The sequence below is a fragment of the Mycobacterium asiaticum genome (assembly GCF_001673635.1).
Classification (GTDB): Bacteria; Actinomycetota; Actinomycetes; order Mycobacteriales; family Mycobacteriaceae; genus Mycobacterium; species Mycobacterium asiaticum_C.
In genome coordinates this window covers 26,435-52,739 of record NZ_LZMH01000074.1, presented here as the reverse complement: position 1 = coordinate 52,739, position 26,305 = coordinate 26,435, and the positions used below count along the sequence as shown (strand labels likewise).

Annotated in this window: 22 protein-coding genes and 1 pseudogene; 13 read left to right on the top strand and 10 right to left on the bottom strand. The window is 67.9% G+C overall.

All coding sequences use genetic code 11. From position 1 onward, the window contains the following. Positions 1-48: 48 nt before the first annotated feature. Together bsaP and bioB are read right to left on the bottom strand one after the other, a co-directional pair. The gene (bsaP, locus tag A5645_RS22585) at positions 49-285 is read right to left on the bottom strand and encodes a biotin synthase auxiliary protein BsaP (protein WP_172830592.1); all 237 of its coding nucleotides are present in this window, start codon (positions 283-285) and stop codon (positions 49-51) included. Positions 286-288: 3 nt separating this feature from the next. Then, on the bottom strand, positions 289-1,338 hold the full coding sequence (bioB, locus tag A5645_RS22580; protein WP_065131102.1) for a biotin synthase BioB: 1,050 nt from the start codon (positions 1,336-1,338) through the stop codon (positions 289-291). A 206-nt stretch (positions 1,339-1,544) separates the two neighbouring features. On the opposite strand from bioB, the gene A5645_RS28230 reads away from it, so the two are divergent. From A5645_RS28230 to A5645_RS22565, 4 genes are all read left to right on the top strand, one after another. Continuing rightward, a complete protein-coding gene (locus A5645_RS28230; RefSeq protein ID WP_167659556.1) occupies positions 1,545-1,688 on the top strand; it encodes a hypothetical protein in 144 nt (47 codons plus the stop codon). Positions 1,689-1,803: 115 nt separating this feature from the next. Continuing rightward, positions 1,804-3,585 (top strand): hypothetical protein, encoded by a 1,782-nt coding sequence (locus A5645_RS22575; protein ID WP_065131130.1) that lies wholly within the window; start codon positions 1,804-1,806, stop codon positions 3,583-3,585. A 4-nt stretch (positions 3,586-3,589) separates the two neighbouring features. Next, positions 3,590-3,955, top strand: a complete 366-nt coding sequence (locus tag A5645_RS22570) for a hypothetical protein (RefSeq protein ID WP_065035963.1) — start codon at positions 3,590-3,592, stop codon at positions 3,953-3,955. Continuing rightward, a complete protein-coding gene (locus tag A5645_RS22565) occupies positions 3,952-5,319 on the top strand; it encodes a hypothetical protein (RefSeq protein ID WP_065131101.1) in 1,368 nt (455 codons plus the stop codon). The genes A5645_RS22570 and A5645_RS22565 overlap by 4 nt, the downstream gene beginning before the upstream one ends. Positions 5,320-5,321: 2 nt before the next feature. Here the strand turns inward: A5645_RS22565 and A5645_RS22560 are convergent, their stop codons facing one another. Genes A5645_RS22560 through A5645_RS22545 form a run of 4 tightly spaced genes read right to left on the bottom strand, consistent with a single transcriptional unit; the run spans position 5,322 to position 8,976 of the window. Continuing rightward, on the bottom strand, positions 5,322-5,831 hold the full coding sequence (locus A5645_RS22560) for a 2'-5' RNA ligase family protein (RefSeq protein WP_065131100.1): 510 nt from the start codon (positions 5,829-5,831) through the stop codon (positions 5,322-5,324). Then, positions 5,831-6,508 (bottom strand): dethiobiotin synthase, encoded by a 678-nt coding sequence (gene bioD, locus A5645_RS22555; protein ID WP_065131099.1) that lies wholly within the window; start codon positions 6,506-6,508, stop codon positions 5,831-5,833. Before bioD ends, A5645_RS22560 begins: the two co-directional genes overlap by 1 nt. Continuing rightward, entirely contained in the window at positions 6,505-7,656 is a 1,152-nt protein-coding gene (locus A5645_RS22550) for an 8-amino-7-oxononanoate synthase (RefSeq protein WP_065131098.1), read from the bottom strand. Before A5645_RS22550 ends, bioD begins: the two co-directional genes overlap by 4 nt. A 6-nt stretch (positions 7,657-7,662) precedes the next feature. Further along, positions 7,663-8,976: an adenosylmethionine--8-amino-7-oxononanoate transaminase gene (locus tag A5645_RS22545; RefSeq protein ID WP_065131097.1), complete on the bottom strand. Its 1,314-nt coding sequence runs from the start codon at positions 8,974-8,976 to the stop codon at positions 7,663-7,665. Between the two features lie 85 nt (positions 8,977-9,061). Here A5645_RS22545 and A5645_RS22540 point away from each other — a divergent pair, with 85 nt between their 5' ends. From A5645_RS22540 to A5645_RS22510, 7 genes and pseudogenes are all read left to right on the top strand, one after another. After that, positions 9,062-9,487 (top strand): hypothetical protein, encoded by a 426-nt coding sequence (locus tag A5645_RS22540; RefSeq protein ID WP_065034934.1) that lies wholly within the window; start codon positions 9,062-9,064, stop codon positions 9,485-9,487. 323 nt (positions 9,488-9,810) lie between these two features. Next, a pseudogene (gene ripD / locus A5645_RS22535) lies at positions 9,811-10,485 on the top strand (NlpC/P60 family peptidoglycan-binding protein RipD); the annotation flags it as partial. Positions 10,486-10,959: 474 nt separating this feature from the next. After that, positions 10,960-13,104 (top strand): acetyltransferase SucT, encoded by a 2,145-nt coding sequence (sucT, locus tag A5645_RS22530; RefSeq protein ID WP_065131129.1) that lies wholly within the window; start codon positions 10,960-10,962, stop codon positions 13,102-13,104. Positions 13,105-13,146: 42 nt separating this feature from the next. Further along, positions 13,147-15,339: a glycogen debranching protein GlgX gene (gene glgX, locus A5645_RS22525; RefSeq protein ID WP_065034911.1), complete on the top strand. Its 2,193-nt coding sequence runs from the start codon at positions 13,147-13,149 to the stop codon at positions 15,337-15,339. A gap of 3 nt (positions 15,340-15,342) precedes the next feature. Next, entirely contained in the window at positions 15,343-17,643 is a 2,301-nt protein-coding gene (gene treY, locus A5645_RS22520) for a malto-oligosyltrehalose synthase (protein WP_065131096.1), read from the top strand. Then, on the top strand, positions 17,636-19,369 hold the full coding sequence (gene treZ / locus A5645_RS22515) for a malto-oligosyltrehalose trehalohydrolase (protein ID WP_065131095.1): 1,734 nt from the start codon (positions 17,636-17,638) through the stop codon (positions 19,367-19,369). The genes treY and treZ overlap by 8 nt, the downstream gene beginning before the upstream one ends. Before the next feature lie 53 nt (positions 19,370-19,422). Continuing rightward, positions 19,423-19,698, top strand: a complete 276-nt coding sequence (locus A5645_RS22510; protein WP_065131094.1) for a DUF4190 domain-containing protein — start codon at positions 19,423-19,425, stop codon at positions 19,696-19,698. A 2-nt stretch (positions 19,699-19,700) separates the two neighbouring features. Here A5645_RS22510 and A5645_RS22505 read toward each other — a convergent pair whose 3' ends face one another. Then, positions 19,701-21,029 (bottom strand): aminotransferase class I/II-fold pyridoxal phosphate-dependent enzyme, encoded by a 1,329-nt coding sequence (locus A5645_RS22505; RefSeq protein WP_065131093.1) that lies wholly within the window; start codon positions 21,027-21,029, stop codon positions 19,701-19,703. Between the two features lie 49 nt (positions 21,030-21,078). On the opposite strand from A5645_RS22505, the gene A5645_RS22500 reads away from it, so the two are divergent. Then, positions 21,079-21,723, top strand: coding sequence for a pyridoxamine 5'-phosphate oxidase family protein (locus A5645_RS22500; protein WP_065131092.1), 645 nt, complete (start codon positions 21,079-21,081; stop codon positions 21,721-21,723). Positions 21,724-22,201: 478 nt separating this feature from the next. Here A5645_RS22500 and ilvA read toward each other — a convergent pair whose 3' ends face one another. Further along, complete coding sequence (gene ilvA / locus A5645_RS22495) at positions 22,202-23,485, bottom strand: threonine ammonia-lyase (protein WP_065034917.1); 1,284 nt, start codon at positions 23,483-23,485, stop codon at positions 22,202-22,204. 34 nt (positions 23,486-23,519) lie between these two features. Continuing rightward, positions 23,520-23,957, bottom strand: a complete 438-nt coding sequence (locus tag A5645_RS22490) for a nitroreductase family deazaflavin-dependent oxidoreductase (RefSeq protein WP_065131128.1) — start codon at positions 23,955-23,957, stop codon at positions 23,520-23,522. Positions 23,958-24,038: 81 nt separating this feature from the next. On the opposite strand from A5645_RS22490, the gene A5645_RS22485 reads away from it, so the two are divergent. Next, positions 24,039-24,248: a hypothetical protein gene (locus tag A5645_RS22485; protein WP_065131091.1), complete on the top strand. Its 210-nt coding sequence runs from the start codon at positions 24,039-24,041 to the stop codon at positions 24,246-24,248. Here A5645_RS22485 and A5645_RS22480 read toward each other — a convergent pair. Continuing rightward, positions 24,229-26,112 (bottom strand): lysophospholipid acyltransferase, encoded by a 1,884-nt coding sequence (locus tag A5645_RS22480; protein ID WP_065131090.1) that lies wholly within the window; start codon positions 26,110-26,112, stop codon positions 24,229-24,231. The two genes, A5645_RS22485 and A5645_RS22480, sit on opposite strands and share 20 nt — an antisense overlap. Between the last annotated feature and the right edge of the window lie 193 nt (positions 26,113-26,305).

Here is a 26,305-nt window from a genome sequence, read left to right as displayed (position 1 = left end):
CATCGGGCTGCGGTATTTCGGCTTCCGCGCCGGAAACGCGGTCCCCGGTCATCGCTGCGCCTCCAGGTCGTTCGAATCCACCTGGCCGTGGCGGGAACAACGGGCCCACCAGCCGTCCGGACGGACCTGCACGATCATTCGGCGGCCGCATTCGGCGCAGAATCGGGGCGGCTCCAGACCGAGCTGGGCTGCGGTCGGCGTGGCACTGCCGGCCAACTCGCCGGTGTAGACGTTGTAGACGCCGGCCGCCACCGGACCGCCCAGCTCACCAGCCACGATCAGCACCGGTTACAGGCTGGCATTGAGCGCCTTGATCGGCATCTGCAGATCCTCGAGGAGCTCCAGATCGGCCTCGGCGGGTCGGCCGAGAGTGGTCAAGTAGTTGCCGACGATCACGGCGTTGATTCCGCCCAGGATGCCCTGCTTGGCGCCGAGGTCGCCCAGGGTGATCTCGCGCCCACCCGCGAACCGCAACATGGTGCGCGGCAACGCCAGCCGGAAGGCGGCGACGGCCTTCAACGCCTCGCTTGCCGGCAGCACCTCCAGGTCGCCGAACGGGGTGCCGGGGCGCGGGTTGAGGAAATTGAGTGGGACCTCGTGGGGGTCGAGCTCGGCCAGGTCCGCCGCGAATTCCGCCCGCTGCTCCAGCGTCTCGCCCATCCCCAGGATCCCGCCGCAGCACACCTCCATGCCCGCGTCACGCACCATCGACAGGGTCTGCCAGCGCTCTTCCCAGGTGTGCGTGGTGACCACGTTGGTGAAGAACGAACGCGCGGTCTCGAGGTTGTGGTTGTAGCGGTGCACGCCCATGGCCGCCAGCCGGTCGACCTGCTCGGCCGTCAGCATGCCCAGCGAGCAGGCGATCTGGATGTCCACCTCGTTGCGGATGGCTTCGATGCCGGCCGCGACCTGGGCAAGCAACCGTTCGTCGGGCCCGCGAACCGCGGCGACGATGCAGAACTCGGTGGCACCGGACTTGGCCGTCTGCTTGGCGGCCTCGACCAGGCTGGGTATGTCGAGCCACGCGCTGCGCACCGGGGACTGGAACAGCCCGGACTGAGAGCAGAAATGGCAGTCCTCGGGGCATCCGCCGGTCTTCAAGCTGATGATGCCCTCGACCTCGACTTCGGGCCCGCACCAGCGCATCCGCACGTCGTGGGCCAGCGCGAGGAGTTCTTCGAGCCGGTCGTCGGCCAACTGCAGCACCCGCAGCACCTGGTCCTTGCTCAGTCCCTCGCCGCGTTCGAGCACCTGCTCGCGGGCTACCGCGAGGATGTCCTCGCCGCTGGTGCCATCCGGGCCGGCATCGCTGGTCGGTCTAGTCGGCGCTTGGGTCACCGGGTACTCCCCTACTTCTTGATCGCACGCAACGTGGGCGATCCATGCTCGATGGCCGCGCCCTGAGGGCGGCTCGGGTGGAAAACCGTTCAGGTTAGGGTAACGGTCCCGACGACGACGGATCCCGCGCGGGCGGTCCGTCCAGCCCTCGGACGTAACCCCGAGCCGCCCGGGTTGGAAGTCGGCGGTGCGGGTATGAATTCTTTATGACCGACCTGCACGTCGAGTATTTGGCCGACCACGGCATTTGGCTGGCGATACCCGCTTTTCTACCTGCAGTGATCGTCGTCGGCGTGGTGTTATACATAGCAATGCGGAACCGGAAAAGCTCCAGCGAAAAGCAGGATTGACTGATGCCCCAATTGGGCATTACAGCTTCGTCCTAGTCAGCCGTGCGCAAAACGGGAGGCGATCGCGGTGGAATTGTCGGTTGTTGCGGAGGCGCCAGCGGCTCGCGGTGCCGAACTGAGCCAGGTAATCGGGCTTTCAGTCGCTGCGCTGATCATCACACTGATCATGCTGGCCATCGGCTGGGCGCACCGCACCCGCCGGATCATGTGGCTGGAGAAATTCGCCGACTGGCTGGGCGTCAAGTTCCGGCGTCCGTCCTGGGTGGCGCTGCCGGTGCTGGTCTACACGACGTCGATCATCTGCGCGCTGTTCGGGTTCATCTGGGACGTCAGCTGGCACATCGGCGAAGGCCGCGATCCGGGGCCGCTGGCAAATCCCGCGCACTACTTCATCATCATCGGCCTGTTCGGCATCTTCCTGGGCGGCATGATCGCGATTGCGTTGCCGTTCGACGAGCCTGGACCGGCCCCGGTGCGCATCACCGATAACTGGCACGCCCCGGTCGGCGGCGTGTTGATGGCCGGCTGCGGCATGTACGCGCTGTTCGGGTTCCCGCTCGATGACATCTGGCACCGCATCTTCGGCCAGGACGTCACCCTGTGGGGCCCCACGCACCTGATGATGATCGGCGGCGCGGGGCTGTCCTTGTTCTCGGTGCTGATGCTGGAGTACGAAGGCGGCCGTGCGCTGCCGGACGCGCCGCCGGAGAAGCCGTTCGTCCGGTTCTTGCGCTACCTGTCCTGCGGTGGGCTCTTGATCGGCCTGTCCGTCTATCAGATCGAATTCGACTTCGGCGTTCAGCAGTTCCGGCTGGCATTCCACCCGATGATGATCGCCGGCGTCGCTGCGCTGGCGTTGATCGTGGCCCGCATGACCCTGGGGAAGGGCGCGGCGATCATTGCCGCCCTGTTCGCGATCGCGCTGCGCGGCGCCGTCGCGTTCACCGTCGGTCCAATCCTTGGAGCGCCGCACAACTGGTTCCCGCTGTACCTGGGGCCCGCCCTGGTGGTCGAGATCCTGGCGCTAACCCCGTTGTTCAAGCGGCCGATCGTCTTCGGCGCTGTCACCGGTCTTGCGGTCGGCACCGTCGGACTCTGGCTGGAGTCGCTGTGGATCGGGGCGGTCTACCACTACCCGTGGCCGACCAGCATGTGGGGCGAGGCCCTGGCGATGGCGGTGCCGGTGGCAATCTTGATGGGCGTCTGCGGCGCTATGACCGGCATGGTGCTCACCGGCCAAGCACTGCCGCGCCGCGCGATCGGCATCTCGCTGGTCGCGGCAACGGTGGTGGTGATCGGCGCGACGGTGGCCAACGGCCTGCACATCCTCATCCCGAGCCAGAACACCGCCACCATCAAGCTGACCGAGTTGCCCAGCGACCCCGGTAAGCGCATGGTCTCCGCCGATATCCAGATCAACCCGCCGGACATGATCAAGGACGACCCCGACTGGGTATCGATCACGTCCTGGCAGGGGAAGATGGAGAACAACCGCGGTCTGATAATCGACCGCCTGCAGCGGGTCGGCCCCGGACACTACCGCACCACCGAACCCATCCCGGTCTGGGGAACATGGAAGACGCTGCTGCGCGTGCAGGACGGCTACACCATGACGGCCGTGCCGATCTACGAGCCGGCCGACGAGGCGATCCCGGCCCCCGAGGTGCCGGCTCAACCGGAGATGACCCGCCCGTTCGTGTTTGAGAACACGATCCTGCAGCGCGAGCGGGACCCGAGCGCGCCGCAGTGGTTGTTCACCGTGGGTTCGATCCTGGTGCTGATCTTCACGTTGATGGTGATCGCCGCCTTGACCTGGGGCGCCGGCCGAATCAACGGTGAGGTGACCCGGCCGAAGCGGGTGGAGGAGCAAAAGCACCCGCTGCCAGAAGCGGCGTAACCCGATGACGGTTGGACGCACCCTCGTCACGGCGTGGGCGGGCTTGCTGATCTGCGCGCTGGTCGCCTGCGGCGGCAACACGCCCAGCAAGCCCCCCGCCGAAGCTTTGACCATTGACGTCACCATCGCCAACGGGCAGGTCACCCCGACCAACGCCACGTTGCAGGCCAAGGTGAAGCAACAGATCGTCCTGCACGTCACCAGTGACGCCACCGACGAGTTGCACGTGCACTCGGTGCCCGACCACAAGTTCCAAATCGCGGCGGCACCGCATCAACAGTTCGAGTTCAGCGTCGATGTGCCCGGCAGCGTGGACGTCGAACTCCATCACCTCAAGCGGACGATCGCCACCATCCAAGTCCAGCCGTGACCGACGCTCACCCCGTGTCGGTGCTGGCGCACGGCTTGGGCGGGTCGAACGATCTCCCGGTGCCATACACCTTCGCGCTGATCGGCGCGGCGTGGGCGCTGACGTTCACGTTCGCGTTGGTGGCGCTGGCCTGGAAACAACCGCGGTTCGATCCGGACAAACCCGGACACCCGCTGCCGGACGTGGTTACCGCCGTGGTCGATTCGCGCGCGGTCCGCTGGATCGTTGGCGGCCTGACGTTCCTCTTTGCGGTCTGGGTGCTGATCGCCGGGGTGTGGGGGCCGCAGAACCAGGCCAATGGCCTGTTGGGCGCGTTTTACGTGCTGCTGTGGGTCGGGTTGGTCGCCGTGTCGCTGTTCTTCGGGCCTGTTTGGCGGGTTGTCTCGCCGGTCCGGACCCTGTATCTGCTGGTGCGCCGCGGCCTGCCGGAGCGGTTCAGCCGGCCTCGGTGGACATATCCGGAGCGCTGGGGGTACCGCCCGGCAGCGTTCGGGTTGTTCGCATTCGTCTGGATGGAACTGGCCAGCCCGGATTCGGCGTCGCTAACCGCGGTCAAGACATGGCTGCTGGTCTACACGGTGGTCTTGTTCGCCGGGGCCTGGCTGTGTGGCCAGCGCTGGTTCGCCCGGGTCGACCCGTTCGGGGTCTACAGCATGGCCGTGTCCCGGCTCTGCCCATTCTGGCGTAACCCCGAGACGGGCAAGATCGTGGTCGGCAATCCGTTCGACCACCTGCCGTCGCTGCCGGTGCGTCCGGGCGTAGTGATGATGCTGTCGGTGCTGCTCGGATCTACCGCCTTCGACAGCTTCTCAGCCGCACCCACCTGGCGCAATTTCGCCGAAGGGATCGCCCGGGACGTACATAGCGTCCCGGAAACGCTGACCTCGTCGGTGCTGCGCACCGCCGGCTTGCTCGTCTTCATTTCGGTTGTGGCGGCCACGTTTTCCCTGGCGGCTCGCGCGACGGGCGGCGTCGATGCCGAGGAGCGCCGGGCCCTGCCGGGCCAAATGGCGCACTCGCTGATTCCGATCGTGGTCGGCTACATCTTCGCCCACTACCTGACCTATCTGGTGGAGCGCGGACAGCAGGCCGTCATCGCGCTCGCCGACCCATTGGGCCGCGGGTGGAACCTGCTTGGCCTGGCGGACGCGCATGTCGCTTACCTGCTCTCGACGCACCCCGCGGTGCTGTCAACGATCAAGGTGGCCTGCGTGGTGACCGGGCACATCGTGGCCGTCATCGCGGCGCACGACAAGGCGCTGCGGCTGCTGCCCAAGGACCATCAGCTCACCGGCCAGCTCACCATGATGCTGGTGATGGTCGGCTACACGTTCATGGGCTTGTACCTGCTGTTCGGCGGATGACGTCAGCCGAGGTGATACTCGACGCGCTTGTCGCCGTCCCACCGACGCAACCCGGTGAACTGGCCGTCAAGCTGAACCGGTCGCCCGGCGATCTCCACCGCCTGGCCCAGGTAGGCGCCGTCGAGCCGACGGGCCAGCGTGACGTGCGCGGTCCACTGCCCCGGCAGGCTGTTGCCCATCGGTTCGGGCAGCAGGTGCGAACCGCACATCCGGTGCACCTCGGCATGCAAATCCAGCAGCTCGCCAGACGGCACCACCAGCCGCGTCAGCACGACACTGCCGCGGCCGAATACCAGCGGCGCCCCGACCACACAGCGCAGCGGAAGCCGCCGCATCACCGGTCCCAGTAGCTCGTCGACAACGGCATCGATCCGCTGCGATACCGCCACCGTCACGTGCGGCCGGCCGGGCGGTACCCGGGCGGGTATGCGCGCGGCCGCCAGCTTGTCCCACATCCGCCTGATCGCGGCTTCGGTGTCCGGGTCGAACAGCAGCTCGATCGAATGCGCCATCAGCAGACCAACGCCGTGACCCAGTCACGGTCGAACGCCGCCGCGCTCAGCGCGGCAAAGTCCACGCCGACGGCCGCGGCCCCTTCAGGCAGCGCCGCGCGCACCGGAGCCAGCCTGGCCAGCGCCGCCCGGTTGGACTCCGCCACCGGCCCGGGCCGCGACGGCCAGCTGCCGATCACCAGCCCTGCGCATGAAACATGCTGCGCAACAAGGGCTTCCAGGGTCAAAGCGGTGTGGTTGAGGGTGCCCAGCGCCGCGCTGACCACGACCAGCGCCGCGGCGCCCAGGTCCACCGCGAGGTCCCGTAACGTGTAACCGTCCTCGGCAAGCTCGACCAGCACTCCCCCGGCGCCCTCGACCAGCGTCAGGCGCCCGGGCCCGTCGACGCCGCGGACCAAGCGCAGTAGCTCGCCGCGGGTGGGCAGCGGCGTCCCGGCCCGCTCGGCGGCAGCGGCGGGAGCCATGGGCAGCGGATACCGGGCCAAGCCGGCCAAGTCGGTGACTCCGGACAAGCGGGCGATCTCGGCGAGGTCGTCGTCGCCGTCGCGGGTGCCGGTCTGCACCGGTTTGCATACCGCCACGTCAATGCCGGCCTGCCGGGCGTGTGACGCCAACGCAGCGGTAGCGACTGTCTTTCCGATACCCGTGTCGGTCCCGGTGACGACCAGGACCGTCAAGGGCGGCGAGCCTCGGCGAGTACGCCGGTCAGCACCCGCCGGGCGAGTTCGAGTTCGTCGGCGCTCAGCGAGGCACGCGCGGTCAGCCGCAACCGGGAGGTCCCGGCGGGAACCGTCGGGGGCCGGAAGCAGCCCACCTTCACTCCGGCGTCCAGGCAGGCCGTGGCGGCCGCGAGCGCTGCCTCGGGATCGCCGAGGATCACCGACACCACCGCCGACTGCGGGACTTCGGCGACGTCGCACGCCCGAGCCAGCTCGCCGGCGTGCCGCAACACCGCTCCCGGCCGCCAGGGCTCGGCCTGCAGGATCCGCAACGCCGCCAGGGCGGCACCAACCGCGGCCGGAGCCAGACCGGTGTCGAAGATGAACGGCCGGGCCGCGTCGATCAGGTGCGCCCGCACCGCCGACGGACCCAGCACCACCCCGCCCTGGCTGCCGAGCGCCTTGGACAGGGTCGTTGTCATCACCACGTCGGGCGCGCCGGCCAGCCCCACCTCGTGCAGCAGTCCGCGTCCACCGCCGCGTACACCCAGTCCATGCGCCTCGTCCACGATGAGCAGGGCCCGGTGCCGTCGGCACACTTCGTGCAATTCTCGCAGCGGCGCCAGGGCGCCGTCGGCGCTGAACACCGAGTCCGTGATGACCACGGCGCGCTCTTCGGCGCGGGCCGCCAGGGCCGTCTCCACCGCGCCGACGTCACGGTTCGGAGTCACCACCACCCGCGCTCGGGACAGCCGGCAGGCGTCCACCAGGGATGCGTGCGAATAGGCGTCAGACACCAGCAGCGAACCGGCGCCGGTCAGGCTCACCACCGCGCCCAGATTCGCGGTGTACCCCGAAGAGAACACCAAACCGGTTGCCGCACCTACATATTCGGCAATCTCTGCCTCGAATTGCTGATGCAGTTCGGTGTCGCCGGTGACCAGGCGTGAGCCGGTGGCACCGGCACCCCAGACCCGCAGCGCCTGCACGCCGCCCTCGATGACCTCGGGATGCTGGGACAGTCCCAGGTAGTCGTTGGAGGCAAGGTCCAATTCGGTTGCCACGGCGGGACGCGGCCGCAGCGAGCGGCGCAGGCCGGCTTCGCGGCGCTGGGACTCGACCGCGTCCAGCCAGGCCAGCGGTGATGTCGTTTCGATCGGTGCCATCGCGGTTCAGCCTACGAGGCGCGCGACCTGCACCATCGCCGAGGTGATCTGCGCGATCTCGACGGGCGTGCAGATGTAGGGCGGCATCACATAGATCAGGTTGCGGAAGGGCCGCAACCACACGCCGCGGTCGATGGCCGCGGGCGTGACGACGGCCAGATCGACCGGCCGGTCGCACTCGATGACGCCGATGCCGCCACAGACCCGCACGTCGGTAACTCCAGGCACGGCCCGGGCGGGTTCCAGCCCGGCGACCAATTCACCGCCGATCTCGGCGACCCGCGACCGCCAGTCCTGGCTCAACAACAACTCGACGCTGGCCACCGACACCGCACACGCCAGCGGGTTGGCCATGAACGTCGGGCCATGCATCAGCGCACCCGCCGCACCTCCGCTGATGGTGTGGGCGATCTCGGCGGTGCACAGGGTCGCGGCCAGGCTGAGGTACCCGCCGGTGAGCGCCTTGCCGACGCACATGATGTCCGGGCTCACCCCGGCGTGGTCGGCGGCGAACAACTCCCCCGTGCGCCCGAAGCCGGTGGCGATCTCGTCGAAAATCAGCAACACCTGGTGCCGGCGGCAGATGTCGCGCAGGTCGGCCAGGTATTGCGGGTCATGGAAACGCATCCCGCCCGCGCCCTGCACGACGGGCTCCACCATCACCGCGGCCAGTTCGGCGGAGTGCCGGGCCAGCTGCGCCTCGAACGCCGCGCTGTAGTCCGGGTCGTAGTCGCGCGGCACCTGCGGTGCGAACACCTGGTCGGCCAGCACGTCGGTCCACAGCGAGTGCATGCCGCCGTCGGGATCGCAGATGCTCATCGGGGTGAAGGTGTCCCCGTGATAGCCGCCGCGCCACGTCATCAGGCGGTGCTTGCCGGGGCGGTCGACGCTGCGCCAGTACTGCAACGCCATCTTCACGGCCACTTCCACCGACACCGATCCAGAGTCGCTGAAGAACACCGTCTCCAACCCCTCCGGTGTCACCTGCACCAGCAACTGGGCCAGCCGGGCGGCGGGCTCGTGGGTCAGGCCCCCGAACATGACGTGGTTCATGGTGGCCAGCTGGGCGGTCATCGCCGCGTCCAGCACCGGGTGGCCGTGGCCGTGGATGGCGGTCCACCAGGAGCTCATCGCGTCGATCACCTCGACCTGCTGGTCCGCCCGGACGAGCGTCAACCGGGTCCCGTGCGCGCCCACCGCGACCACCGGTGCGACGGCTTCTGCTCCGATGGTGCTGTAGGGGTGCCACAGATGGGCGGCGTCGATCGCGCTGATCTGCGTGGGCGTCAGCTTGGATCCGGACGTTCCGGCCGCTGCCATGGAAGCCGAGACTAATGCAGCCGCAACGCCCCGCCGAAGCCCCCATCGGTCGCAGGAAAGCGGTTCATCGGGAAGCATGCAGGACATGACCGCACCTGAAGAGTCCCCGGACACCCATACCGAGGCCGAGCAAGCGGCGGACGAACCCGAGCTCCGGATCATCCGGCTGCGGTTGGTTCCCTGGGACGTGGTCACCATGTTGGTTCTGCTGGCGCTGCTGATCGCCGCGGTCACCATGACCAGTTGGCCGACGCGGCTGTTCGCCTTCACCGACACCATCTGCCAGGGCGAAGAGTGCGGACTGGTGCCCTTCGGCGTCGACTACTACATCTATCCGCTGGTGTGGGGTGGCGTCGGCGCCGCGGCCACCGCGGCGTTGCTGGGCCCGCTTGTCTCGTTGGTCAAGGGCTGGTTCATGTCCTTCTGGCCGGTCGTCTCGGTCGGCGTCCTGAGTCTGGCTTCAGTGGTCGGTCGAGCCCTCACCGATTTCAGCAGCCACTACTGGCACTAGACCGCCTGCGAAGCATCACGCGGCGGCAACATCTGTGAGACCGAAATCACAACTGCCGTCACGGAATTGGCCCGGCTAATCACCATCCGGTCACGTTACGACAAAGAATGTTTGCCGCCTCTGGCCCTCGCTAATCTCTGTTGCCAAAGTGTCTGTAGTGACTGGTGTGAATAGAACGGGCTGACTGGGCCGTTCACCTCACCAAGTGTCATCCAGCGGCGCTCGGCCCCGACGTGGCGGCCGGTCTGGAACGGCAGCGGATGCGCGGTTCACCGCGCTGAGGCACAGAGGGGCCGCGAGGCCCCAGGAAACGAGGGAACGACATGAAACGCGTCTACGCCTTGGCGGTCGGCCTGGCCATGCTGGTCGCACCCATGGTGACCACCGCGGCGCTGGCCACAGCCGATCCCTACACCCGGGCGTCGGACTACCAGCAGCTGGCCGACACCGTGATCGCGCGCGGGCTCTCCCAGCGCGGCGTGCCGTTCTCGTGGGCCGGCGGCGGTGTCACGGGCCCCACTCGCGGCACCGGGTCCGGCATCAACACCGTCGGCTTCGACGCGTCGGGCCTGATCCAATACGCCTACGCCGGAGCCGGGCTCAAGCTGCCGCGGTCCTCCGGCCAGATGTACCGGATCGGGGAGAGGGTACTGCCGCAGCAGGCCCGCAAGGCTGATCTGATCTTCTACGGTCCCGAAGGCACCCAGAGCGTCGCCATGTACCTGGGCAACGGTCAGATGCTTGAGGTCGGCGATGTCGTGCAGGTTTCGCCGGTACGCAGCAGCGGCATGACGCCCTACCTGGTGCGCATCCTGGGCGCACAGACTGTGCCGGCGGCGCCGGCACCCGCCCAGCAGGCTCCGGCTCAGCAGATTCCGGGACAGCAAGCACCGGCCCAGCAGGCTCCGGCTCAGCTGATTCCGGGACAGCAAGCACCGGCCCAGCAGGCGCCGCTGCAGCAGGTTCCGGGACAGCAGGCCCCGGCCCAGGCGGTTCCGGGGCAGCAGGCCCCGGCCCAGCAGCTACCGGGCCAGCAGTTGCCGGCGCAGCAGGCCCCGGCGCAGCAGGCCCCGGCGTTGCAAGCCCCGGCGCCCCAAGCCCCGGCGCAGCAGGTTCCGGGTCAGCAGGCGCCGCTGCAGCAACCGCCGGTGCAGCAACTGCCGACCCAACAGGCGCCGCTGCAGCAGCAGGCGCTCACCCCGCAAGCGCCGGCGCAGCTGCCCGGCCAGCAGGCGCCGTTGCAGCCGGTCCCGGCCCAGCCGGCGCCCGCGCAGCCTGTCCCGACGCCCCCGTTGCAGCTGGTCCCGGTGCAGCCGGTTCCCGCAGCCCCCGGCAGGTAATCGCCGTAAACTTTCCGCACCACCGCCACTTGCTCCCTCGCCGCCGGCGCCGCCGACCAGCGAGAGTGTGAGCGCCTCGCCCGAACGAGCGCTCAGGAGCGAGTGGCGGTTTTCGGTAAGTTAACGGTGATCATGCAGACGCAGACACCGCCTTCCAGACCGGCTACCAGCGGGGAGCCGGGCGGTATGGGGACCCGTTCTTCGGGCTTCTACCGGCACGACCTCGACGGCCTGCGCGGAATCGCGATCGCGTTGGTCGCCGCCTTCCACGTCTGGTTCGGGCGCGTGTCCGGCGGCGTGGACGTCTTCCTGGCCCTGTCCGGATTCTTCTTCGGCGGCAAGGTGCTGCGGTCCGCGCTCGCCGGCTCCCTGTCCCCGGGCACCGAAGTGGTGCGGCTGGTTCGCCGGCTGGTCCCGGCCCTGGTGGTGGTGCTGGCCGGGTGCGCGCTCCTGACTGTCCTGATCCAGCCGCAGACCCGATGGGAGACGTTCGCCGACCAGAGTCTGGCCAGCCTGGGCTACTACCAGAACTGGGAGCTGGCCCACTCGTCCGCGGACTACCTGCGCGCGGGCGAGGCCGTCAGCCCGCTGCAGCACATCTGGTCGATGTCGGTGCAGGGCCAGTTCTATCTGGCTTTCCTGTTCCTGGTGGCTGGCAGCGCATATCTGCTGCGCGCAGTGCTGGGCAAGCACCTGCGGACCTTCTTCGTGGTGCTGTTGACCGCTTTGACAGTGGCGTCCTTCGTCTACGCGATCATTGCCCATAACCAGTATCAACCGATCGCCTACTACAACAGTTTTGCGCGAGGCTGGGAGCTCTTGCTGGGTGCGCTGGTCGGCGCCGTGGTCCCCGTCATCCGGTGGCCCATGTGGTTTCGGACGGTGGTCGCCACGGTGGCGCTGGCCGCGATCCTGTCCTGCGGCGCGCTGATCGACGGCGTCCAGGAATTCCCCGGCCCATGGGCGCTGGTGCCGGTCGGTGCCACCATGCTGATGATCCTGGCGGGAGCGAACATGCAGGCCCGCCCGGACACCCGCGGCCGGATGCCCGCGCCGAGCCGGATCCTGGCGGTCGGTCCGCTGGTGACGCTCGGAGCGATGGCCTACTCGCTGTACCTCTGGCATTGGCCGCTGCTGATCTTCTGGCTCGCCTACACCGGCCACAAGGACGCCAACTTCATCGAAGGCGCGGCGGTGCTGCTGGTATCCGGTGTGCTGGCCTACCTGACCACTCGGCACGTCGAGGACCCGCTGCGCTACCGGGCCAACGCGCCGCGCCCCGCGCCGGTCGCCTGGCGCCAGCGCCTGCGCCGGCCCACCATGGCGCTGGGATCGATCGTGGTGCTGCTCGGCGTCACACTGACCGCCACCTCGTTCACCTGGCGCGAGCATCTGGTGATCGAACGTGCGTCCGGCAAGGAGCTCAGTGGCCTGAGCGCCAACGACTACCCCGGCGCACGCGCGCTGGTGAACCACGTGCGGGTGCCCTCGCTGCGGATGCGGCCGACCGTGCTCGAAGTTCAGGAGGACCTGCCCGCCTCCACCAGAGACGGCTGCATCAGCGACTTCGCCAACCCCGCCGTCGTCAACTGCACCTACGGCGACGACAACGCTCCGCGGACCATCGCCCTGGCCGGCGGCTCGCACGCCGAACACTGGCTGCCCGCCCTGGACCTGCTGGGCCGGCTGCATCACTTCCGGGTGGTGACGTATCTCAAGATGGGCTGTGCGTTGTCCACCGAACAGGTTCCCCTGATCATGGGCAACAACGCCCCGTACCCGCAGTGCCGGGAATGGGTGGAGACGACGATGGCCAAGCTCGTCAGCGACCGCCCCGACTACGTGTTCACCACCTCGACCCGGCCGTGGAACATCAAGCCCGGCGACGTGATGCCAGCCACCTACACCGGGATCTGGCAAACGTTCTCCGACAACAACATTCCGGTCCTGGCGGTCCGGGACACCCCGTGGCTGGTCAAGGACGGCCAACCGTTCAACCCGGCCGACTGCCTGGCCAAGGCAGGCAACTCGACGTCCTGCGGGATCAAGCGCAGCGAGTTGCTCTCCGATCGCAACGGGACGCTGGATTTCGTCGGGCAGTTCCCACTGCTGAAGCCGCTGGACCTGTCCGACGCGATCTGCCGTCCCGACCTGTGCCGCGCCGTCGAGGGCAACGTGCTGATCTACCGTGATCCTCATCACCTGACCGCGACCTACATGCGCACCTTGGCGCCTGAGCTCGGACGGCAGATCGCAGCAATCACCGGTTGGTGGTGACGACAACCTCCGGCCGGGACGCGTCGCGATTAAGGTCGAGTAATGGCTTCGACCGAGCGAAAGAACGAAAGTCCTTTTGACGAGGCCGACACGTCGCCCGCTCTGGCGACGGTTTGGCCGGGCGCGCCCTTTCCCCTCGGCGCCACGTATGACGGTGCCGGCACCAACTTTTCGCTGTTCTCCGAGGTGGCCGACCGCGTTGAACTGTGCCTGATCGCCAAGAACGGCACCGAGACCCGGATCAACCTCGACGAGGTCGATGGCTACATCTGGCACTGCTACCTACCGAACGTCACCCCCGGCCAGCGGTATGGATTCCGGGTGCACGGCCCGTTCGACCCGGACGCCGGGCTGCGGTGTGACCCGAGCAAGTTGCTGCTCGACCCGTACGGCAAATCGTTCGTCGGCGACTTCGACTTCGGCCAGGCGCTGTACTCCTACGACCTGGCGGTCGCCGCCGAGAACCCGTCGGAGACCGGCACTCCCCCGATGGTCGATTCGCTCGGCCACACGATGACCTCCGTGGTGATCAACCCGTTCTTCGACTGGGCATCGGATCGCGCACCGTGTACGCCGTACCACGAAACGGTGATCTATGAGGCGCACGTCAAGGGCATGACCCAGACCCATCCCGCCATTCCGCACGAGCTGCGCGGCACCTATGCCGGGTTGTCGCACCCGGCGATCATCGACCATCTGAAGTCGCTCAATGTCACCGCCATCGAACTGATGCCGGTTCACCAGTTCATGCACGACCATCGGCTGCTCGACCTGGGCCTGCGAAACTACTGGGGCTACAACACCTTCGGCTTCTTTGCCCCGCACTACCAGTACGCGGCCACCCGCAAGCCCGGTGGTGCGGTCGCAGAGTTCAAGTCGATGGTGCGCACGTTTCACGAAGCGGGCATCGAGGTGATTCTCGACGTCGTCTACAACCACACCGCCGAGGGCAACCATCTCGGCCCGACGATCAACTTCCGCGGCATCGACAACGCCGCCTACTACCGCCTCGTCGACGGGGATCTGCGGCACTACAAGGACTTCACCGGCACAGGAAACAGCCTCAATGTGCGGCACCCGCACACGCTGCAGCTGATCATGGACTCGCTGCGGTACTGGGTGCTCGAGATGCACGTCGACGGTTTCCGCTTCGACCTGGCGGCCACGCTGGCGCGCGAGTTCTACGACGTCGACCGCCTCTCAGCGTTTTTCGATCTGGTGCAGCAGGATCCGGTGGTCAGCCAGGTCAAACTGATCGCCGAGCCGTGGGACATCGGCGAAGGCGGTTATCAAGTCGGCAATTTCCCAGGTTTGTGGACCGAATGGAACGGGAAATACCGCGACACTGTGCGCGACTATTGGCGGGGCGAACCCGCAACACTTGGCGAGTTCGCTTCCCGGCTGACCGGGTCGTCGGACCTTTACGAGGCGACCGGGCGGCGCCCCAGCGCCAGCATCAACTTCGTCACCGCCCATGACGGGTTCACCCTGCACGACCTGGTGTCCTACAACGAAAAACACAACGAGGCCAACGGCGAAGACAACCGCGACGGCGAAAGCCACAACCGGTCATGGAACTGCGGCGTGGAGGGCCCGACCGACGATCCCGACATCGTCGAGCTGCGCTGCCAGCAGATGCGCAACTTCTGGGCCACCCTGATGGTGAGCCAGGGCACCCCGATGATCTCTCACGGTGATGAGTTCGGCCGCACCCAGCACGGCAACAACAACGTGTACTGCCAGGACTCCGAGTTGTCTTGGATGGACTGGTCGTTGGCGGAGAAGAACTCCGACCAGCTGGCATTCGCCAAGCGGGTGACGAGGCTGCGCAGGAAACACCCGGTGTTCCGCCGCCGTCGCTTCCTCAAGGGTGGCCCCTTACGCACCGGCGCCGAAGTGCACGACATCGCCTGGCTGACACCGGCCGGCGAGGAAATGACCGAGCAGGACTGGGACAACGACTTCGGCAAGAGCATCGCCGTGTTCCTCAACGGTCAGGTGCTGCCCGAGCCCAATCGGCGCGGCGAGCGCATCGTCGACGACTCGTTCCTGCTCTGCTTCAACGCTCACGACCAGGAGGTCACCTTCGTCATGCCCCACGGTGACTACGCGCAGCAGTGGACGGTGGAGCTCGACACCACCAGCCCCACCGGCGCGGCCGAGCGGGTCGTCACGGACGGCGAAGAAGTCGCGCTGGCCGGGCGTTCCGTGCTGATCCTACGTAAGACGTTGTGACACATGCCTTTTCCAATCTCAGCAACCTACCGGTTGCAGTTGCGCGGCGCGTCTAGCGGTTTCGCGTTCACCCTTGCCGACGCCGAGAATCTGCTTGACTACCTCGACGAACTCGGGGTGTCGCATCTGTACCTGTCGCCGATCCTGACCGCGGTGAGCGGCTCGTCCCACGGCTATGACGTCACCAACCCGGAGACCGTGTCCGCTGACCTCGGCGGGCCGGAGGGCCTGGCCCGGCTGGCTGATGCGGCGCGGGCCCGCGGCATGGGATTGATCGTCGACGTCGTACCCAATCACGTCGGTGTCGACAAACCGGAGCAGAACGCGTGGTGGTGGGATGTGCTGCGGCACGGCCGGGACTCCGAATATGCGTCGTTCTTCGACATCGACTGGACCCTGGAGGAATCGGGACGAATCATCCTGCCGGTGTTGGGATCTGACGGCGACGTCGCGGACCTGACCGTCGACGGCGACCTGCTGCGACTTGGTGATCTGGCTTTTCCGATCGCGCCGGGCACCGGGAGCGGGGCCGGGCCTGAGGTGCACGACCGCCAGCACTACCGGCTGGTGGGCTGGAAGAACGGCGTGGTGGGATATCGCCGTTTCTTCTCGATCACCTCGCTGGCGGGACTTCGCCAAGAGGATCGTGCGGTGTTCGACGCCAGCCACGCCGAGGTCGCGCGGTGGGTCAACGAAGGGATCGTCGACGGGGTGCGGATCGACCACCCCGACGGATTATCCGATCCCGCAGGCTATTTGGTGTGGCTGCGAGAATTGCTCGGACCCGAGGCCTGGATCGTGATCGAGAAGATCCTGGCCGTCGACGAGGCCCTGGAGCCGACTTTGCCGGTGGCCGGTACCACCGGCTACGACGTGCTGCGGGAGGTAGGCGGTCTGTTCGTGGATCCCAGCGGGGCGCCGGCGCTCACCGAGCTGGTCGAATCCGCCGGTGTCAACTACGACGAAATGCCGCAGAGGTTGGCCGAGCTGAAGATCCAGGCGGCGACGGAAACCCTCGGCAGTGAGCTGGCCCGGCTGCGACGCAGCATCGTGGCGACGGCCAAGGCCGACGATCCGCTGCTGCCGGATGCGATAGCGACGCTGCTCACCTACATCGACGTCTACCGTTCCGACTACCAGGGGCTGGCCGCGACGCCCCCCACGGCGTTGGCCAAAACGCAAGCGGCACAACCGGACTACGGTCCCGCGCTGCAGGTGCTGGCCGCCGCGCTGGCCACCGGGGGTGAGCCCGCGACCCGTCTGCAGCAACTGTGCGGCGCGGTCACCGCCAAATCGGTCGAGGACTGCCTGTTCTACCGCGACGCCCGGTTGGTCTCGCTCAACGAGGTCGGCGGCGAACCGCACCGCTTCGGTGTCGGCGCCGCCGAGTTCCACCAGAGTGCGGTGACCCGCGCCCGCCTGTGGCCGCAGGCGATGACCACGCTGACCACCCACGACACCAAGCGCGGTGAGGATGTCCGCGCCCGGATCGGCGTGCTCTCCCAGGTCCCGTCGTTGTGGACGGAGTTCGTCGCGCGCTGGGAGGTCCAGGCCCCCTCCCCCGATCCGGCGACCGGACAGTTCTTGTGGCAGAACATCTTCGGGGTCTGGCCCGTCAGCGGCGAGGTCACCGATTCGCTGCGCGAGCGGCTGCACGGCTACGCCGAGAAGGCGATCCGGGAAGCGGCGGTGCACACGACGTGGAACGATCCGAATGCCGACTTCGAGGACGGTGTCCACCGCTGGCTGGACACCGTGCTGGACGGGCAGGTGGCCGGCGCGCTGACCGAACTCGTCGGTCAGCTCAATCCGCATGCTGCCAGCGACGCGCTCGGCCAGAAGCTACTGGCCCTGACGGTGCCCGGCATCCCCGACGTGTACCAGGGCACCGAGTTGTGGGACGACAGCCTGGTCGACCCGGACAACCGCCGCGAGGTCGACTATGCCGTCCGCCGCACCGCCCTGAACGACCTGCAGCATCCAAAGATTCGTGTCGTCACCACCGCGCTGCGGCTACGACGCGCGCGCCCGGACTGCTTCCTGCACGGCGACTACGTCCCAGTCCTGGCCGCGGGTCAGGCCAGCGATCACGTGGTGGCATTCCGCCGCGGGCCCGACATCCTGGTCGCAGTCACCCGCTGGACGGTGCGGCTGGCTGATCTTGGCTGGGGCGATACGGTGCTGCCGCTGCCGGAGGGCTCGTGGACCGACCGGCTGACCGGAGCCATGTCCAGCGGACCCACCTCGGCCGCCCAATTGTTCGCCGACCTGCCGGTCGTCCTGTTGGAGCGCAGCAATGCCTGATTTCCGCGTATGGGCGCCCAAGCCCGAGCGAGTACGCCTCGACCTCGATGGTGCCGTGCACGAGATGACCCGATCCGACGACGGCTGGTGGCACGCAACCGTCGACTCGCCACCCGACGCCCGGTACGGCTTCCTGCTCGACGACGACACCACCGTGCTGCCCGACCCGCGGTCGGCCCGCCAGCCCGACGGGGTGCACGAGCGCTCGCAGTTGTGGGATGCCGGCGCGGCCGCCTGGACCGATGGCGAGTGGGCCGGCCGGTCGGTCGAGGGTGCGGTGATCTACGAGCTGCACGTCGGCACATTCACCCCGGAGGGCACCTTCGATTCCGCCATCGCCAAGCTGGACTACCTCGTCGAGCTCGGGGTGGATTTCGTGGAGCTGATGCCGGTGAATTCGTTTGCCGGAACCCATGGTTGGGGCTACGACGGTGTGCTCTGGTACAGCGTGCACGAACCGTACGGCGGACCCGACGGACTAGTCAGGCTCGTCGACGCGTGCCACGCCCGCGGGCTGGGTGTGCTGATCGACGCGGTGTTCAATCACCTGGGGCCGTCCGGAAACTACCTGCCGAAGTTCGGCCCGTACCTGTCCTCGGCCAGCAACCCGTGGGGTGAGGGCATCAACATCGCCGACGCCGACTCCGACGAGGTGCGCCGCTACATCATCGGGTGCGCGTTGCGCTGGATGCGCGACTTCCACGCCGACGGGCTGCGCCTGGACGCCGTGCACGCTCTGGTGGACACCACCGCGGTGCACATCCTGGAGGAGCTGGCCACCGAAACAGACTGGCTGTCAAGGCAAGTGGGCCGTCCGTTGTCGTTGGTTGCCGAGAGCGACATGAATGACCCGCGGACGATCACTTCGCGCGATCGTGGCGGCTACGGGATCACCGCGCAGTGGGCCGACGACATCCACCACGCCATCCACACCGCGGTATCCGGCGAACGGCAGGGCTATTACGCCGATTTCGGTTCGCTGGCCACGCTGGCCCAGACGTTGCGGCACGGCTTCTTCCACGCCGGCACCTATTCGTCGTTCCGGCGCCGCCGGCACGGGCGCCCGCTGGACACCTCCGCGGAAACCGGAATCCCGGCCACCCGGCTGCTGGCCTACACCTGCACCCACGACCAGGTCGGCAATCGCGCGCTCGGGGATCGGCCCTCGCAGAACCTGACCGGCGGCCAGCTCGCCGTCAAGGCCGCGCTGGTACTCGGGTCGCCCTACACGGCAATGCTTTTCATGGGCGAAGAGTGGGGCGCGTCCAGCCCGTTCCAATTTTTCAGCTCGCATCCCGAGCCGGAACTGGCGCAGGCCACCAGGGACGGACGCAAAGCCGAGTTCGCCGAACATGGCTGGGACGCCGACGAGATCCCCGACCCGCAGGACCCGCAGACGTTCCAGCGTTCCAAGCTGATCTGGGACGAGGTGGACTCCGGCGAACACGCCCGGCTGCTGCGGACCTATCGCGACCTGATCGCGCTGCGGCGCGACGAGCCCGACTTCGCCGACCGGTGGCTTGATCATCTGACGGTCGACTATGACGAAGAGCAGCGCTGGATCGTGCTGCGGCGCAATACGCTGCACCTGGCCTGCAATCTGGGCGCGGAGCCGGTTCGGGTGCCGATCACCGGTGAGTTGGTGCTGGCGTGGGATCCGCCGGACATCGGCGACAGCTCCACCGAGCTGCCCGGGCATTCCTTCGCCGTACTGCGCAGCGGCTGACGTCAAGGATCCGACAAGAATCCGGCAAGCACCGTGCCCGAGGGTCTTGTGACATGACGACGATCAGCCCGGCATTCGCTTTCCCCGTCTTCGCGCCGCAGCGGCGGGCGGTCAACGGCTTGGCCCTGCTCAGCCTGACCGTCGGCGTCTTGCAGTACCTGCTTTTCTTCGTCCCGACGTCATTGATCACCATCCCGCTGGCGCTCAACGCGCTGCAGCGCTGCGAGCCGGCGAACCGCGAAGGCCGCGCCATGGCGATCGCCGGGCTGGCGCTGTCGGTGGCGCACTTCCTCGGCTACGTTGCGTTGTTCGTTTGGCTGCTGGCCTGAGCTCACACGCTCGCGGGCCCGGTACCGTGCACAGCCTCGGCGATGGCGTCGGCCAGCGGGCCGATCTCATCGTCTTTGAGGTCCGCGATGGTGATGCGCATCCCGGGCGGCGTCTCCATCCGGAAGCGGGTACCCGGTGCCGCACCCCAGCCCGCGCTGAGCAACCTGGTGATCGCAACCGTCTCGTCGGGTACCGGGATCCAGACGTTGAGCCCCGATTTTCCGTGCGCGATGATGTCGCGCTCGGCCAGGGCCCGCTGCAGCGCCTCGCGGTTCTTGGTGTAGCGGACCTGGGCCGTGTGCACCATCTCTGTCGCGGCCTCGTCCGTCCACATGCGGAGCGCAAGGTCCTGCAGCAGTCGGCTCACCCAGCCTGGGCCGAGCCGCAACCGGCCGTGCACGCGCTCGACGGTGCGGCGGTCTCCGGCCAGCACCGCGAGCCTCAGGTCGGGGCCGTAGGCCTTGGACACCGAACGCACGAACGCCCAGCGCCGGGTGGCGCCGGCGAGCGGATGCAGCGGGGCGCCGGAAATCCTGGCGCAGTGATCGTCCTCGACCACCAGCACGTCACCGGTCTTGGCGGCCAGCAGGCTGCGCAGCGCGGCGGCGCGTTCCTTGGACAGCGCGGCGCCGGTCGGGTTCTGCGCCCGGGTTGTGACGATGACGGCCCGCGCTCCGCGGCGCAGCGCCCGCGCCATGCTCAGCACTAAAGGCCCCTCGTCGTCGACCTTGACGGGTTCAGGGGAAAGACCAAGCGCCGCAACAAGATCGAGCATGTTGGCCCAGCCCGGATCCTCGACCGCCACCCGGTCGCCGGGACGCAGATGCGCGGCCAGTACCCGCTCGATGCCGTCCAGTGCGCCGCTGGCCACTGTCAGATAATCGGCCGGCACCCGGTCGGCGCCCAGATCCTTGCGGGCGAACTTCGCCAGCTCGGCCGACATCGCCGACTGCCCGTACAGCAGCGGCTTACCGGTATCCGGGCGGGCAAGCTGCGCGGTGGCGATGGGCAGCAGCTCCGGGTCCGGATTGCCCGTCGACAGGTCGCGCGCGCCCGGGGGCACCGCGAGACCCAGCAGGGAGCGCGGCGTGGTCGCCGGCCGATCCCGCACCCGGGTGCCGCGCCGCCCAGCGGTCTCGACCGCCCCGCGTTCGCGCAGCAGCCGGTAAGCGGCGGCGACGGTGTTCGCGTTCACCCCGAGCTGTGCCGCGACCTCGCGGATCGACGGCAGCGCATCGCCGGGTGCCAGGGCACCGTCCGAGATGCCCTCTTCGACGCTGGCGGCTATGGACTCCGCGCCGGTTCCGGTTATGCTGTATCGTACTGGCATAAAGACAAGTATGTACTAGAACAAACAAAAGGGCAAGGGGTTCGTTGCTGTGGACACCGATTACCGACCCACTCCCCGCACCACACCGACCCGGTACCGGGACCGCGCGCGCTATGACCGCGACACCGTGCACCGCATCCTGGACGAATCGTTGATCTGCCACCTCGGATACGTCAACGATGGGCGACCGGTAGTGCTGCCGACCACGCACGCGCGGCTGGGCGACGTGCTCTATCTGCACGGCTCGTCGGGCAGCGGCCCGATGCTGGCGGCGCGCTGGTCCGGGATGCCCGTCTGCGTCACTGCGACTTTGGTCGACGGCCTTGTGTTGGCCCGCTCGGCGATGCATCACTCACTGAACTACCGCTCGGTGGTCGTGGTAGGTACCGCCCGCCTGGTCGAAGATCCTGACGAGAAACGGCGCGCGCTGGATGCCCTGCTCGACCACATCCGGCCGGGCCGCGCCGGCGACTGCCGGCCACCGAACGCCCGCGAGCTGGCTGCCACCGCGGTGCTGGCCGTTGATCTGGTCGAGGTTTCGGCGAAGCTGCGCCTCGGCGGGGTGTCGGACGACGAGGAAGACCTAAGCCTGCCGTACTGGGCAGGTGTGGTGCCTCTTTCGGTGGCCGCCGGAGCGGCCCAACCGGCCGACGATCTCGACCCCGCTACCCCGCTACCGTCCTACCTGCGCTGACGGGTCGCCCGGGCGCAGGCCCACCGTTGCCCGCATACCCCCGCCCGCGAAGGTGCGCAGCGTGCCAGCAACACGCCGCAAATCCCGGACATCTACGCACCCTCGCGACGCTAGGCAAGCCCGTCGACGGCACACCCCTCCCGCGAAGGTGCGCAGCGTGCCAGCAACACGCCGCAAATCCCGGACATCTGCGCACCCTCGCGACATTAGGCGGCCCGTCGACGGCACACCCCTCCCGCGAAGGTGCGCAGCGTGCCAGCAACACGCCGCAAATCCCGGACATCTGCGCACCCTCGCGACATTAGGCGGCCCGTCGACGGCACACCCCTCCCGCGAAGGTGCGCAGCGTGCCAGCAACACGCCGCAAATCCCGGACATCTGCGCACCTTCGCGGCAGAAAGGAGCGGCAGAAAGGACCGCCGCAGAAGGAAGGACGGGCAGTAAGCGAGCGCCCCGTCACACCAGCAGGGCCAGAAGCTCAGAGCAGCAGGTAGCGATACGCCGGCGACCCCGGCAGCAGCGTCTCGACGTGAATCTCCGTCGCTCGCATCCGCGCCAGCAGGCCGTCCAGGTCGGCGGCCGATCCCAGCTGCACGCCGACCAGCGCCTCACCCGTCTCGCGGTTGTTGCGCTTGACGTACTCGAACAGGGTGATGTCGTCGTTGGGCCCGAGCACCTCGTCGAGGAACCGACGCAATGCGCCCGGCTCCTGCGGGAAATCCACCAGGAAGTAGTGCTTGAGGCCGAGGTGCACCAGCGAACGTTCGAGCACCTCGCCGTAGCGGGACACGTCGTTGTTGCCGCCCGAGATCAGACACACCACGGTCGACCCGGGCTCGACCTGGGCCTCCAGCAGCCCGGCCACCGACAACGCTCCCGCGGGCTCGGCGATGATGCCTTCGTTCTGGTAGAGGTCCAGCATCGCGGTGCACACCGCGCCCTCGTCGACAGTGGTGATCGACACCATGTCTCCGGCGGCGGCGAGCGCGGCGTACGGCAGCGCCCCCGCGCAGGCCACCGCAGCGCCGTCGACGAATTGGTCGACATGCTCGAGCGTCACCGGTCCCCCGGCGGCCAGGGCGGCCATCATTGCGGCAGCGCCGGCCGGCTCGATCCCCAGCACCGCGGTGTTGGCGGTCCGCTCGGCCAAATAGGTCGTGATGCCGGCGATGCACCCGCCGCCGCCCACCGGCACGATGACCAGGTCCGGCTCCCCGCCCAGCTCGGCGAGTATCTCCACGGCGATGGTGCCTTGGCCGGCCATGGTCCGCAGGTCGTCGTACGGCGGGACCAGGGTGGCGCCGGTGCGTTCGACGTCGGCGCGCGCGGCCGCGGCGGCCATGTCGTAGGTCGTTCCGCCCACGATCAGTTCGATGTACTGACCGCCGTGGTAGCGGATCCGGTCCCGCTTCTGCTTGGGCGTCTTGGCGGGCACGTACACCCGGCCGTGCACGCCGAGGGACCGGCACGCGAACGCGAAGCCCTGCGCGTGGTTGCCCGCCGACGAGCACACCACCCCTGCGGCCAGCTCCTCCTCGGACAGCTGAACCAGCAGGTTGTAGGCGCCGCGCAGCTTGTAGGAGCGCACCACCTGCAGATCTTCCCGCTTGAGGTAGACCGTCGCGCCGGTGATCTCGGAGAGCCGCTCGCTGAGCTGCAACGGAGTCGGCGTCACCACCGGGGCAATTCGCTGCGCCGCACGGTCGATATCGGCCGCGGACAGCGGCGACCTACTCGGGTGCTGGCTCAGTTCGGCGGACACCGGTTAATGGTGCCATGGCCACGACGGGGCCGTATCAGCTCACCGGGGTCAAGACGAATACCGGAATCTGGCGGTCGGTCTTCGTTTGGTATTCGGCATAGTCCGGCCATGCCGCGACGGCCCGTTCCCACCAGACGGCCTTCTCGTCGCCGAACACCTCGCGTGCGTCGTATTCGCGGGTGACGCTGCCGTCCTGCAGTTCGACGCGGGGGTTCTTCACGACGTTGTGGTACCAAACCGGGTGCTTCGGCGCGCCGCCCAACGACGCGACCACCGCGTACTGACCGTCATGCTCGACGCGCATCAGCGGGGTGCGGCGCAGCTTGCCGGTCTTGGCGCCGACGGTGGTCAGCACGATGATCGGCTTGCCCTTGAGCTCCGCGGCCTCGGATCCGCCGGATTCCACGAACTTGTCGGCTTGTTCCCGGGACCAGTCGAAGGGGCTGGGTGCGTACTCACCTTGTAGCGGCATATTGATCACTCTATGCCGGAGAGCGCCCGCATCGAATGTTTCGATTAGCCGAAATTCGAAGTGCTGGGTACACTCACTCTTATGACTCAACCGGCCTTGAACAGGAGCGATGTGCTGGTCGCGGGCGTCCCGTGGCCGCGGCACAAGCTGTTCGCCGTCATCGCCGGGCTGGTCACTCTGCTGCTTGTCGGGGCGGTGACGTCTAGCGCAGCGCCGGCGGTGCTGGGCGGGGCCGGTGTCGGCGTCGCGGTCGGGTTGCTGCTCAAGGTCGCTACGGACCTGCGAGGCTGACCCTCCTCCTGGCCATTTCGGCAATCGTGTTGACCCTGCGGGTCGCCGTGGCGATCTCGTCGGCGAACTCCTGGCGCCGCTTGGCGATGTCCGCCCGATCGGCACCGTCAACCAGCTCGCGGTGCCGGGCCAACCGCAGCGCCGTCTTGAACAGTTCCATCGATCTGGACTCGGCGTTGGCGATGCGGCGCTGCAGTTCCCACTGCTTGCCCACTTCGAGACACTCGGCCAGGAACGCTTCCTCGTCCAGCGATTCGTCCTCCAGGGCAGCCAGCCGGTCGGCGACGATGTGGTACGCGTCGAGGAACGGCCGCAACACCAGATGCGCCAACAACACATCCGCCGACTCCAGCAGGTTGCATACCTCCTCGGCCTTGGCATCCTTGGTGGTGTCCTCGACCGGGCCGATGAGCCGCACCTCGTCGGCGAGTTCCATCTCGAACTGCGCCCGCCCGGAGAACAGGAACTCGAACTTCAGCAACTCGCGCAGGCTCAGCGCTTCATCGCGCACGGACGCCGGCGCCACCGTCCCGTCGCTCGAGTTCTCCGACGCCGCCAGCAACGCCAGCTCGGCGATGGCCCGGTCGACCAGGATGTGGATCGCGGTGTTGCGGTAGAACGCCGCGACCAGATGCTGGTCGGCGCCGATGCCCCAGACCGCCTCGGTGCCGGCGTCATAGACGCTGACGACGCCGGAGTCCACCATTTGGTGCAAGGTCCAGCGGATCGTCGACTTGTTGGTCAGGTCCGCCGCCCCCGCCACGACCCAGTTGCGGGCCGCGATGTAGCTGGCCAGCGGTCGCACGGTGGCCAGCACCTCACTGATGGACAGTGACCGGTCGGCGCCCAAGAGCGCCAGGCTCACCACCGCGGTCGGCGTCACCGGCGTGGCGCGGTTGATCCGGTGTTCTACGTCGAGTGCAATCCGCTCGACGACGGTCTCGGTGCCCGACGGATCGGCGCGCAATTCTTCGAGGCGCTTGCGCAACGGCAACGGTTCGCCAAAGTCGAGGTAGGCGCGACCCAGCCGCTCACCCTGCTGGCGGGACAGCCGCACCAGGAACCGGAAGTCCTCGGGCCGCTTGGTCGCGCCGTAGGCCTCGGTGGTCATGGCCTCGACCTCGTGCAGCTGGTCGTACACGATCGACGTCGGCACCAAATACACTTCGGGGCCGTCAATTTCGTCGACGGCGTCGGTCAGGTAGCGAAGGATGCCGAACACCGGCGGGCGCAGCTTGCCGGTTCGGGTGCGCCCGCCCTCGATCGACCAGGTGAGGTTGACGTGATTCTGGACCAGCTGGGCGGTGTAGGCGCGCAGCACGAACCGGTAGACGGGGATGTCCTTGGTCTGCCGGCGGATGAAGATCGTGCCGGTCCGCTTGGCGAAGCCGCCCATCGGGAAGAAGTTCAGGTTGGCCCCGCCGAACGTGAACGCCGACGACAGGCGGTTGGCAGCGATCGCCTCGGGCAACAGCATGCCGTCCAGGTAGGAGCGGTGGGAGAAGGCGAAGGCCAGTGTGGCCTTGCGGTCGAGGCGGCGCAGCGCAGCGATCTGATCCTCGTCCACCAGCACGTCGTAGGCACGCATCAACCATCGGCTGAACCCCCGCCAGGCCTGCACGGCACGCTCGTCCAGCGACGCCGCGACCTCGCGCAGGTAGCCCGCCGCCTCCACCCGCACGCTCGCCGGATCGCGACCGAGCTCCTCGGCCAGCGCATCCAATCGCTCACCGAACCATCGGGCCCCCAGCAACTGAGTCACCGCTTCGGGGTCGGTTGGCAATGCGGTCGTCGACTCGTCGACAAACCCGGTGCGCTGCAGAAGCTTTCGTACTCCGCTGCGGCCGACCTCCCGTGCAGTCACCTCGTCCCCCTCAGGCCGGTTGTGCCGCGGCCGCGGCCGCGGGCTCGTGTAAGCACCACATCACATGGGTGAGCCTACGTCCTTCGGGCGCTGGTGTCGGCCCGCTTCACATTCGGGATCGAAGGTGCGGCATTCAATACTCGTGCCCCTTTCCCTCCAGTTAGTATCACCGTTATCATCAAATTGATATCAT

Excerpts from the sequence above, each read along its gene's own strand:
- A5645_RS28230 (WP_167659556.1), top strand. The coding sequence starts at position 1,545 with ATGACCGACCTGCACGTCGAGTATTTGGCCGACCACGGCATTTGGCTG.
- A5645_RS22570 (WP_065035963.1), top strand. The coding sequence starts at position 3,590 with ATGACGGTTGGACGCACCCTCGTCACGGCGTGGGCGGGCTTGCTGATC.
- A5645_RS22560 (WP_065131100.1), bottom strand. The coding sequence starts at position 5,831 with ATGGCGCATTCGATCGAGCTGCTGTTCGACCCGGACACCGAAGCCGCG.
- A5645_RS22550 (WP_065131098.1), bottom strand. The coding sequence starts at position 7,656 with ATGGCACCGATCGAAACGACATCACCGCTGGCCTGGCTGGACGCGGTC.
- A5645_RS22545 (WP_065131097.1), bottom strand. The coding sequence starts at position 8,976 with ATGGCAGCGGCCGGAACGTCCGGATCCAAGCTGACGCCCACGCAGATC.
- A5645_RS22540 (WP_065034934.1), top strand. The coding sequence starts at position 9,062 with ATGACCGCACCTGAAGAGTCCCCGGACACCCATACCGAGGCCGAGCAA.
- sucT (WP_065131129.1), top strand. The coding sequence starts at position 10,960 with ATGCAGACGCAGACACCGCCTTCCAGACCGGCTACCAGCGGGGAGCCG.
- glgX (WP_065034911.1), top strand. The coding sequence starts at position 13,147 with ATGGCTTCGACCGAGCGAAAGAACGAAAGTCCTTTTGACGAGGCCGAC.
- treY (WP_065131096.1), top strand. The coding sequence starts at position 15,343 with ATGCCTTTTCCAATCTCAGCAACCTACCGGTTGCAGTTGCGCGGCGCG.
- treZ (WP_065131095.1), top strand. The coding sequence starts at position 17,636 with ATGCCTGATTTCCGCGTATGGGCGCCCAAGCCCGAGCGAGTACGCCTC.
- A5645_RS22510 (WP_065131094.1), top strand. The coding sequence starts at position 19,423 with ATGACGACGATCAGCCCGGCATTCGCTTTCCCCGTCTTCGCGCCGCAG.
- A5645_RS22505 (WP_065131093.1), bottom strand. The coding sequence starts at position 21,029 with ATGCCAGTACGATACAGCATAACCGGAACCGGCGCGGAGTCCATAGCC.
- A5645_RS22490 (WP_065131128.1), bottom strand. The coding sequence starts at position 23,957 with ATGCCGCTACAAGGTGAGTACGCACCCAGCCCCTTCGACTGGTCCCGG.
- A5645_RS22485 (WP_065131091.1), top strand. The coding sequence starts at position 24,039 with ATGACTCAACCGGCCTTGAACAGGAGCGATGTGCTGGTCGCGGGCGTC.